Consider the following 9,750-nt stretch of genomic DNA (forward strand, 5'->3'; position numbering starts at 1 on the left):
CAACGCACCATGCACCAAATAAGTGCAACACACTCAACGCATTAGCCATGAAGGATTTGACGGTGAACCACGAGCTAAACAACATCATGCTAGATAATATGGCGACTGCCATGCTGATGCTCAGCGAATCGCTACAAGTACACTATGCAAACCCTGCCGCAGAGCAGCTGTTTTCGCAAAGCGCGAAACGTATCATCCACCAGCCACTCGCAAACTTAATCCAGCATTCCTCGATCGACCTTAGTTTGTTGACACATCCGATACAAAGTGGCCAAACGATCACCGATAGCGATGTCACCTTCATCATTGAAGGTAAGCCGTGGATTCTTGAAATCACCGTTAGCCCTGTTTCTTGGTCAAAGCAACTGATGTTGCTGGTTGAACTGCGTAAAGTCGGCCAACAGCGCCGCCTGAGCCAAGAAATGAATCAACATGTCCAGCAGCAAGCCGCTAAGCTCTTGGTTCGTGGATTAGCGCACGAGATAAAAAATCCCCTCGGCGGCCTTCGCGGCGCCGCGCAGCTACTGCAACGTATGCTGCCTGATCAAAGCTTGACCGAATACACTCAAATCATTATCGAGCAGGCAGATAGGCTGCGCAGTTTGGTTGATCGCCTGCTTGGACCGCAGCGGCCCGGCGTCCGCAAGCAAGAAAACCTGCATCTAATTTTAGAGAAAATTCGCCAACTGGTTGAGCTAGATATCAGCAACACAGTCACGATTGAACGCGACTATGACCCTAGTCTGCCGAATTTACTTATGGATACCGACCAAATTGAGCAAGCACTGCTCAATATAGTGAGTAACGCTGGTCAAATCCTCGCTAAACAGCCCCTTGGTCACATTACTATTCGCACAAGGACGGTACATCAAGCGAACATTCATGGCCACAGACATAAACTTGCCGCGCGCATTGATGTAATAGATAACGGCCCCGGTATCGCCGCTGAACTTGTGGATACCTTGTTTTACCCCATGGTCAGTGGACGAGAAGGCGGCACAGGCCTCGGATTATCGATTGCACAAAATGTCATCGATCAACATAAAGGCAAAATTGATGTCGAGAGTTGGCCGGGCAGAACAGCGTTCACCATATATTTGCCTATTTAATATTTAACTAATTAATTTGAAATCTTTCAGGTTTGAGTAAGGAATTTAGTCAATGAGTAAAGGATATGTCTGGGTGGTGGATGACGACAGCTCAATCCGCTGGGTAATGGAGAAGACTTTATCTTCTGCCAATATAAAGTGTGACACCTTTTCCGATGCAGAAAGTGTCCTTCTGGCTTTGGAGCGTGAAACGCCCGATGTGTTGGTCTCCGACATCCGCATGCCGGGAATGGATGGCATCACACTACTCAACCAGCTACAAAGCCGCGTGCCTGAGCTGCCCGTCATCATTATGACCGCACATTCAGATTTAGACGCGGCGGTCAGCGCATACCAAAAAGGGGCCTTTGAATATTTGCCCAAGCCATTTGATGTCGACGAGACGTTGACCTTAGTCGAGCGTGCGATCTGTCATAGCCAAGAGCAAAGACGTGGCCAAAGCGCTGACGAAAACCTTCCTCAAGAAACCCCCGAGATAATTGGTGAAGCGCCGGCCATGCAGGAGGTCTTTCGAGCCATCGGTCGTTTATCACGGTCCTCTATTTCGGTATTAATCAACGGTGAGTCCGGCACGGGTAAAGAGCTGGTAGCTCAAGCACTGCATCGCCACAGCCCTAGAGCTAATCAACCCTTCATTGCACTGAATATGGCCGCCATTCCTAAAGATTTGATTGAGTCGGAGCTATTTGGCCATGAAAAAGGCGCCTTTACTGGCGCTAATACCGTCCGTCAGGGAAGGTTTGAGCAAGCGAATGGCGGCACCCTCTTTCTTGATGAGATAGGTGACATGCCGCTTGATATTCAAACTCGTCTATTACGCGTGCTTGCTGATGGGCAGTTCTATCGCGTCGGCGGACATTCTCCGATCAAGGTCGACGTGCGCATTGTCGCTGCAACCCACCAACACCTTGAAAAACTGGTACAAAAAGGCGGTTTTCGTGAGGATTTATTCCATCGTCTCAACGTGATTCGAATTCAGATCCCCTCTCTAAGGGAACGTAAGCAAGACATTGAAAAGCTCACCCTGCACTTTTTAGCCACGGCAGCCGAAGAGTTAGAAGTCGATGTTAAAACTTTGCATCCCACCACCATAGAAATATTGAACCGACTCGATTGGCCCGGTAACGTCAGGCAATTAGAAAATATCTGTCGCTGGCTCACCGTGATGGCAAGCGGCAGTGAAATTTTGCCAAGAGATCTCCCTGCAGAACTGATGGAAGCCAAACCTAGCCAAACTTTTTCGGGTGAACACAACTGGCAGCAGCAATTATCGCAATGGGCTGAAAGCGCGTTATCTTCAGGGGAAACCAACTTATTGTCTTTTGCCCTGCCAGAATTTGAGCGTATTTTGCTCGAAGCTGCTCTGACCCACACCAATGGCCACAAGCAAGACGCGGCAAAAGTACTTGGCTGGGGTCGTAATACCTTGACTCGAAAACTAAAAGAGTTGTATTAACCTCTTGCTTACCTCTGGGTACTAAGGTGCCCAGCGCTCATTGACTGCGGGTATCGGGTGTCCAAGTTCATATTTTGCTGCAATTATTAGCAATTGCTTACTGACACAATTGTCGCGGGTTTTTATACTAGCGACAATTGCCTAATAGGAAGCAAAACATGATAACTAAAAACCTCCCCCTCACCGATATTCACCGTCACCTTGATGGAAACATACGCAGTCAAACTATTTTAGAGCTCGGCCAAAAGTTCGGTATTGTACTTCCAGCTAATGATATCAAGGGACTAACACCACACGTACAAGTCGTCGAAGTCGAGCCTTCACTCGTCGCTTTCCTATCAAAGCTCGATTGGGGTGTGGCAGTTTTGGGCGATTTAGATGCCTGTCGCCGTGTGGCTTACGAAAATGTCGAAGATGCGCTAAACGCACAGATTGATTACGCAGAGCTACGCTTCTCACCTTACTACATGGCAATGAAACACAAACTGCCTGTACACGGTGTGGTTGAAGCTATTGTTGATGGTGTTCAAGCGGGCATGAGAGATTTTGGTGTCAAAACTAACTTGATTGGTATTATGAGCCGCACGTTCGGCCAGCAAGCCTGCCAGCAAGAGCTTGATGGTATTTTGTCGCAAAAAGATCACATCGTGGCTGTCGACTTAGCCGGTGATGAGCTTGGTCAGCCAGGCGAGTTGTTTGTCGATCACTTTAAACAAGTGCGTGATGCTGGTCTAAACATCACGGTACATGCCGGGGAAGCCGCTGGCGCAGAAAGCATGTGGCAAGCGATCAACCAGCTAGGAGCCAGTCGTATTGGCCATGGCGTTAACGCTATTCATGACCCGAAATTGATGGACTACTTAGCCGAGCACAAGATTGGTATTGAGTCTTGCTTAACCTCAAACTTCCAAACCAGCACCATCGACTCAATTGCCAACCACCCAGTCAAACAGTTCTTAGAACATGGCATTCTTGCCACGCTAAATACTGACGATCCAGCAGTGGAAGGGATTGAGCTGCCACACGAGTACCAAGTGGCGGCACCACAAGCTGGCCTAAGCCAAGAACAAATCCGTCAGGCTCAGATCAACGGCCTAGACGTGGCTTACCTGTCAGAACAAGAGAAGCAGCAGCTGAAAGAAAAAGCAGCTAAGCGCGTCTAACCAGCCGCTGCATCAAAATGAAAGCGCACTAGTGGCGCTTTCATTTTTCCAGAGCTCCCTCTAGCTGTTTGCGCTAGTAGAGGCAGATACGTTTGGGTAATCCGCCCAACCCATTTTCAACGAAACCGTTTTACTGGCCTGATGTAGTAAATGGATAAATTCATGCAGACGCTCAGCCTCAAAACGTATCGTCGGAAAAGACATCGACATACTGGCAACAATATGTCCAAATCGGTCCAAAATCGGCACCGCAAGGCAGCGAATCCCCATTTCTTGTTCTTCATTATCCTGTGCAAAATGCTGCTGGCGAACTAATGCGAGCTCGTGTAATAGCTGCTCCGTGTTTGCCAACGTCTGCTCGGTATATTGGATAAAATCAACCGACGCCATTCGCTCTTTCACCCAAGAGTCTGCCCGTCCCGACAACAATACTTTACCGATTGCCGTGCAATACAGAGGGTTTCGCTTACCAATCCTAGAGTACATCCGCAGGTTATATCCGGAATCAATTTTGTGCACATAAACAATGGCATCTTTGTCCATAACCCCCAAATGCACTGCTTCATTGGTCTTTTCGGCAATCAGGCGCATTTGTTGATCGGCCAAAGCAATTAAATCGACCTGCTCTAATGCCGTGGATCCTAATTCGAATAGTTTTAAGGTCAATGAGTATTTATCCGAGTCGCCGATTTGATCCACATATCCCAATGACTTCATCGTTTGTAAAAAGCGGTATGTGGTCGCTTTCGACATCATCAAACTTTGTGCAAGTTCAGAGACACCGATGGCCCCTCGCTCGCCCAACGCTTGCAAAATAGTAAACACTTTCAATACCGAAGATACAGGCTCGGACTGATTTGACTGAGGCATATACAGGCACCCCTTAGTAATAAAACGCCCACCGACTATACCCAAATTCCCATCGGTATAAAACAACTTAAAACATGGATCATAAATTTATGAACCGCTGTTTCATTTTTATTGATCGCGAATACAATGACAGCAATAATGCCAACATCCATCAGGGGAACGGAGGAGGCGCAATGAGCCTAACCCAACGTATCGCGATTATCGGCGAATGCATGATAGAGCTGAAACAAGTTAACGGCCAACTCGAGCAAGGTTTTGGTGGCGATTCATTAAATACCGCTGTTTACTTCTCCCGGCTAACCAGGCAACAAGGTATAACAGCCCATTACGTCACTGGAATGGGCAAAGACCCATTTAGTACTAGCATGGTAAATGCATGGCAAAAAGAATCGATTAGCACCGATCTGGTGCATATCTCCGACACTCACTTACCTGGGATTTACTCAATCGAGAACACCCCAGATGGAGAGCGCCAGTTCTACTATTGGCGTAGTGACTCTGCGGCCAAATATTGGTTGAGAGAAATCAGCACTGAGGAGCTGTTGGCTCACTTTGGTCAGAAAAGTCTCATTTATCTAACCGGCATCAGTTTGGCCATTTTACCTGATGATTGCCGAGACAAGCTCCTAGCCTGCCTAAAACAATGCCGCCGAGATGGTGTGAAAATCGCGTTTGATAACAACTATCGCTCGGGGCTGTGGCCGAATAGAGAACAAGCGCAGCAGTGTTATCGCAACATTCTATCGATCACAGATATGGCGTTTTTGACCTTTGAAGACGAATGCATGTTATGGGGAGATAGTGAAGAACAGCACACTTTAAATCGAACTCGCAGCTTCGGCGTAGACGAAATCATCATCAAACGCGGCGCGCTACCATGTATCGTCGCAAATCAAGAAGAACAGTGGCAAGTCGCGGCTCAGTCTATCAGTAACATTGTTGATACTACTGCAGCAGGTGATTCATTCAGTGCTGCTTATCTGGCGCGTCGTCTGCTCGGGGCAAGCGCTATTGATGCCGCAATGGCTGGGCATACTTTAGCCGGCAGCGTTATCCAGCACCGCGGTGCCATCATTCCCCACGCTAGCATGCCCACTTTGTAAGGAACCCATTATGACCACCATCGAAAACCAATTACAGCAAATTAAAATTGTCCCAGTGATCACCATCCACGACGCCTCTAAGGCCGTCAAACTTGGCCAAGTATTATTAGACAATGGCCTACCATGCGCAGAAATCACTTTTCGCACAGAGCAAGCTGCCCAAGCTATCGCCAATATGCGCGAAGCCTACCCGAAGATGCTAATTGGGGCGGGGACCGTTATCACTTCTGCACAAGTAGATGCGGCCATTGCAGCAGGAGCCGACTTTGTTGTCAGCCCAGGGTTTAATCCAAGTACCGTTAAATATTGTCAGCTGCGCAACATCACCATTATTCCAGGGGTCAATAACCCTAGCCTAGTGGAGCAAGCGATGGAAATGGGCTTAAACACATTAAAATTTTTTCCAGCAGAAGCCTCCGGCGGTACTGCAATGCTCAATGCTATGAGTTCAGTCTATCCGGTGCGCTTTATGCCGACGGGTGGCATCAACTCTGCAAACGTAACCACTTACCTCTCCAACCCAAGTGTCGTTGCCTGTGGGGGAACTTGGATGGTGGCCAACAAGTTGATTGAAAACGAATGCTGGGACGAACTGGCTACACTTGTTCGAAAAGCTGCCGAGCTAGCTAACAGTAACTAAAAAGAATTGTGTAACACCTCCACAACTGATCAACTTATCCCCGCCGTTTGCTTCTCGATAGACGGCGGATTTCAGGATCTCCAGCCGCCATTACAAGCATCCCAATTCGCGCCAACAGTGTTTCACATGCTAGGTGCACAGCCACTATACTGGTATATAGAAAGTTGAGATTTTGCTACAATAGTGAATCAAATACGCTTATCGATTTCCTTTCCCATACTGGTGTAAATACTATGTCGTCAAAATACATTGAAAAAGCTTGGTGCCATAAAACGGTCACGATGGAAGAAAAACTACTGCTCGTGACATTGGCCGAACTTGCCGATAGAGATGGCGCGTTTATCACCAGTATGAATGAACTAAAAACGATGATGTGTGGGTCTGAAAGTGCGATTGACAACCTCATCAGCAAGCTTTCTCTTGAACAGCTACTGATTGGGACTAATAAACGCACCCCAGCCTATCGTTCAGAAGGGAAAATCAAAGGGCGGCTCAATTTTGATACCTACGTCGCCCCTTCTGATTTACAACCCAACACGGTCGAACAAAACCGAGGACAGGCGCAAGGTCTTTATCAAAACAACCGCGTCTCCAGCTTCCATCGTTCACAGGTCGCGCCCTTGAACGGTACCATTTCCGGGAAAAGCATCAATATCAACGAACTTTCCCCTAGCGTAGTAGAAGACTGGGCCGAGATGGTCATGTTCAAAAGCGGCTTTGCTGGGCAAACTCATGTCTGGGCGTCCTTTATTGAACGCTTGAGAGAGACCCCTACTCGCCAGCTGTTTACACTCGACGAGTTGACCAGCCGCTTGCATTCGCACCTGCACTCGGAGAAAACCTACCGTCAGGGTGGAGGCCGACAGCAATCAGCCAAATCTCCTCAAGTGAAACGCTCAGCTATCGATGTCTTGGAAGAAAAGATTTCTAACTTCAACTTTAACGACGATAACTGAGAGGCGCGCTTATGAATAAGCCAAAAGGTGTTTCTGAATCATTTGACCATTACCTCTCGAGAGTAAAACAGAAAGCAAGTGACCCCTCTCAACCATCGGCTGCCAAGCCAAGTCAGAGCCGCGTGCCAGCTAAGCATAAAAGCGAAGCCAGTGTCTCTGCTCAAGTTGACCTAACCGCTAGTGAATTGAAGATTTTCTCTGCGAAGACGCAAACTCTTCTCTCAAACTTTTCAGGCCTTGAACAGAAAAAGATTCTCAAGTTTTGGTATGAAATGACCCTTAACTTTGGCCAAGGGAAAGTGAGGCAAGAGTTTGGCGACGAACCTGATCGACACTTAATGATTTTTGCAGCCTCCTTAGATGAAAGCGGTTACCGACGTTTGACCGACAATCTAGAAGAAAGGCTGAAAAAAGGGCGCGAATGGCCACCATCATTTGCCGTATTCAAAGCACTGAAAGATACTCCGACCGATCGTGAAATTTTAGAAGCACGAACCAACATTCTGACTTTGAAAAAGCCGGTAAGTCGAGTTGAGATCTATATTAGCCAACGTAAGTCTGCCAAGCTAAAAAGTTTGTCTGAAAGATACATGGCTGAAGATTTTCGCACTTTGTACCTCGAAGCGTTTGAAGAAGTGATTTTATACAATCAAGATCAAACGTTGAATGAACGCGAGAATGTCGTACAAAACGCGATGGACAATATTAAGAAAACACCAACAGATCAACGTATTGACGAACTGGTCGCCAGTAGGTACAAGTTACCTGGTAAATTAGGAGAAATGGTAGAGAACATCCATCAGTTACGCCAGCACGGGGGCAACATTAAAGAAGAAAAGTCTTAGCTGATCCCTTCTCCAGTGCCTTATTTCACCGTTTAATCTGTCCTTATTACAGCATTGGAGCCTTAGAAAATGCGTGAGTTCAATATTATAGAGCGCAAAGATTCCTATTATCTGTGCGAGAAAGACAGCGGCTATTGCCGCATCATTATCGATGACAACAGCCAAAACCTTCCCTTAGGCCGCGTAATGTTGCATGTGGAAGAGATTTCCGACCGATATACTCACCATACCAAAGAAAGTGTCTTTCGACTGACTCTGCCTTTCGAGCAACAACACGATAGTATCGCTATTTGTACGCTAGCTACCGGGCGAAAAAACACCTTTATCTACCAGCGTTGCTTACAGCTAGGTGGTAAGTGGGAACCCATTTTAAACGAGTGGGTTTTTTCAGCTTCAGTACAAACTCAGGTAGATGAGTTGGCGGCCGTTATCCATTCGGAAGAAACTTATCTAGAAGTCACATTTAAGGAAACGATCTCCTTAATCGAACAGCCACTAACCTTATATGGCTACCCGCTGATTAAGGGGCTCACACACAACCATCAAGTTATCTTGCACAATGGGATTAAATTAATCGCTGGGGATTTAGCACGTATGCGGACCCCATCATCACAACAAAAAACGACTATCCTAGCCAACTCGAAAGTGCGTTTATCCATTCCGAGTGCTATGCAAGATAACGCCTTGTTCCATGAGGACTACTTGTGTGTGGTTAATGTAGAGAAGACACGTAAACCTCGCCAGAAGAAGCCTTTCTTAGGTGGTTATCGATAAAGGTATAAAGAAGGAAATCTGAGGCTAGGTGTAGCAATAGGAATGCAAACGATACAGCCACTCTGACACACGAGATATAGAGATATAGAGATATAGAGATATAGAGATATAGAGATATAGAGATATAGAGATATAGCCAAGGATGGCCGTTGTAGCGGATGTAATATCCAGGCCTGTAATAGAGATACAGGTAAAAATCACAAATAAGAAACAATAAAAAAGGCCGCTGAATTAACAGCGGCCTTTCTAATAGTGGCGGAGAGATAGGGATTTGAACCCTAGAACCGCTATTAACGGTTGCCGGTTTTCAAGACCGGTGCTTTCGACCACTCAGCCATCTCTCCACAAATTGTTACTACGATAAAGTCTTACATATTGCTTTACCTAGTATAACCTTTAGGTATTAATCCTAAAGATGTTATTAAAGCCTGGCGATGTCCTACTCTCACATGGGGAAACCCCACACTACCATCGGCGCTATTGCGTTTCACTTCTGAGTTCGGCATGGAATCAGGTGGGTCCACAATGCTATGGTCGCCAAGCAAATGCTTAAATTCGGAAAGCTGGCTTTAAAAGTTCGTCACACATTCAATTCGTTCTTGGCTTTGAGTCCACAAAACCCCTTAGGTGTTGTATGGTTAAGCCTCACGGGCAATTAGTACAGGTTAGCTCAATGCCTCGCAGCACTTACACACCCTGCCTATCAACGTTCTAGTCTTGAACAACCCTTAAGGGCACTTAAAGTGCCAGGGAAGACTCATCTCAGGGCTCGCTTCCCGCTTAGATGCTTTCAGCGGTTATCGATTCCGAACTTAGCTACCGGGCAATGCCACT

General features: G+C 46.9%; 9 protein-coding genes, 1 tRNA gene and 2 rRNA genes. 8 read left to right on the forward strand and 4 right to left on the reverse strand.

What is annotated here, in order from left to right:
- The first annotated feature begins 47 nt into the window (after nucleotides 1-47).
- The 3 genes from glnL to add all read left to right on the forward strand — a co-directional run bounded on the left by glnL (nucleotide 48) and on the right by add (nucleotide 3,728).
- Nucleotides 48-1,109, forward strand: coding sequence for a nitrogen regulation protein NR(II) (gene glnL / locus L4C34_RS07445; protein WP_428788702.1), 1,062 nt, complete (start codon nucleotides 48-50; stop codon nucleotides 1,107-1,109).
- Between the two features lie 52 nt (nucleotides 1,110-1,161).
- A complete protein-coding gene (glnG, locus tag L4C34_RS07450) occupies nucleotides 1,162-2,565 on the forward strand; it encodes a nitrogen regulation protein NR(I) (protein WP_428788703.1) in 1,404 nt (467 codons plus the stop codon).
- Nucleotides 2,566-2,723: 158 nt separating this feature from the next.
- Nucleotides 2,724-3,728, forward strand: coding sequence for an adenosine deaminase (gene add, locus L4C34_RS07455; RefSeq protein ID WP_428788704.1), 1,005 nt, complete (start codon nucleotides 2,724-2,726; stop codon nucleotides 3,726-3,728).
- Nucleotides 3,729-3,788: 60 nt separating this feature from the next.
- Here the strand turns inward: add and kdgR are convergent, their stop codons facing one another.
- Nucleotides 3,789-4,598 carry a DNA-binding transcriptional regulator KdgR gene (gene kdgR / locus L4C34_RS07460; RefSeq protein WP_428788705.1) on the reverse strand — a complete coding sequence of 270 codons (810 nt, stop codon included), beginning with the start codon at nucleotides 4,596-4,598 and terminating at the stop codon, nucleotides 3,789-3,791.
- A gap of 173 nt (nucleotides 4,599-4,771) precedes the next feature.
- Between kdgR and kdgK the strand changes: the two genes are divergently transcribed.
- The 5 genes from kdgK (at nucleotide 4,772) to L4C34_RS07485 (ending at nucleotide 8,916) form a co-directional block, all read left to right on the forward strand.
- Nucleotides 4,772-5,701: a 2-dehydro-3-deoxygluconokinase gene (gene kdgK, locus L4C34_RS07465; RefSeq protein WP_428788722.1), complete on the forward strand. Its 930-nt coding sequence runs from the start codon at nucleotides 4,772-4,774 to the stop codon at nucleotides 5,699-5,701.
- 10 nt (nucleotides 5,702-5,711) lie between these two features.
- Nucleotides 5,712-6,341, forward strand: coding sequence for a bifunctional 4-hydroxy-2-oxoglutarate aldolase/2-dehydro-3-deoxy-phosphogluconate aldolase (locus L4C34_RS07470; RefSeq protein ID WP_428788706.1), 630 nt, complete (start codon nucleotides 5,712-5,714; stop codon nucleotides 6,339-6,341).
- Between the two features lie 233 nt (nucleotides 6,342-6,574).
- Nucleotides 6,575-7,297 carry a hypothetical protein gene (locus L4C34_RS07475; RefSeq protein ID WP_428788707.1) on the forward strand — a complete coding sequence of 241 codons (723 nt, stop codon included), beginning with the start codon at nucleotides 6,575-6,577 and terminating at the stop codon, nucleotides 7,295-7,297.
- Between the two features lie 11 nt (nucleotides 7,298-7,308).
- Entirely contained in the window at nucleotides 7,309-8,142 is an 834-nt protein-coding gene (locus L4C34_RS07480; protein WP_428788708.1) for a hypothetical protein, read from the forward strand.
- Nucleotides 8,143-8,211: 69 nt separating this feature from the next.
- Nucleotides 8,212-8,916 carry a hypothetical protein gene (locus L4C34_RS07485; protein ID WP_428788709.1) on the forward strand — a complete coding sequence of 235 codons (705 nt, stop codon included), beginning with the start codon at nucleotides 8,212-8,214 and terminating at the stop codon, nucleotides 8,914-8,916.
- Nucleotides 8,917-9,169: 253 nt separating this feature from the next.
- Here the strand turns inward: L4C34_RS07485 and L4C34_RS07490 are convergent.
- The 3 genes from L4C34_RS07490 to L4C34_RS07500 form a co-directional block, all read right to left on the reverse strand.
- A tRNA-Ser gene (locus L4C34_RS07490) sits at nucleotides 9,170-9,260 on the reverse strand.
- 82 nt (nucleotides 9,261-9,342) lie between these two features.
- Nucleotides 9,343-9,458, reverse strand: a 5S ribosomal RNA gene (rrf, locus tag L4C34_RS07495).
- A gap of 92 nt (nucleotides 9,459-9,550) precedes the next feature.
- Nucleotides 9,551-9,750, reverse strand: a 23S ribosomal RNA gene (locus L4C34_RS07500); the annotation flags it as partial.

Source organism: Vibrio profundum (assembly GCF_050337555.1).
Classification (GTDB): Bacteria; Pseudomonadota; Gammaproteobacteria; order Enterobacterales; family Vibrionaceae; genus Vibrio; species Vibrio profundum.

Bases quoted from the DNA above. Each gene is read 5' to 3' on its own strand.
- L4C34_RS07480 (WP_428788708.1), top strand. From the start codon at position 7,309: ATGAATAAGCCAAAAGGTGTTTCTGAATCATTTGACCATTACCTCTCG.
- kdgK (WP_428788722.1), top strand. From the start codon at position 4,772: ATGAGCCTAACCCAACGTATCGCGATTATCGGCGAATGCATGATAGAG.
- kdgR (WP_428788705.1), bottom strand. From the start codon at position 4,598: ATGCCTCAGTCAAATCAGTCCGAGCCTGTATCTTCGGTATTGAAAGTG.
- L4C34_RS07470 (WP_428788706.1), top strand. From the start codon at position 5,712: ATGACCACCATCGAAAACCAATTACAGCAAATTAAAATTGTCCCAGTG.
- add (WP_428788704.1), top strand. From the start codon at position 2,724: ATGATAACTAAAAACCTCCCCCTCACCGATATTCACCGTCACCTTGAT.
- glnL (WP_428788702.1), top strand. From the start codon at position 48: ATGAAGGATTTGACGGTGAACCACGAGCTAAACAACATCATGCTAGAT.
- glnG (WP_428788703.1), top strand. From the start codon at position 1,162: ATGAGTAAAGGATATGTCTGGGTGGTGGATGACGACAGCTCAATCCGC.
- L4C34_RS07485 (WP_428788709.1), top strand. From the start codon at position 8,212: ATGCGTGAGTTCAATATTATAGAGCGCAAAGATTCCTATTATCTGTGC.
- L4C34_RS07475 (WP_428788707.1), top strand. From the start codon at position 6,575: ATGTCGTCAAAATACATTGAAAAAGCTTGGTGCCATAAAACGGTCACG.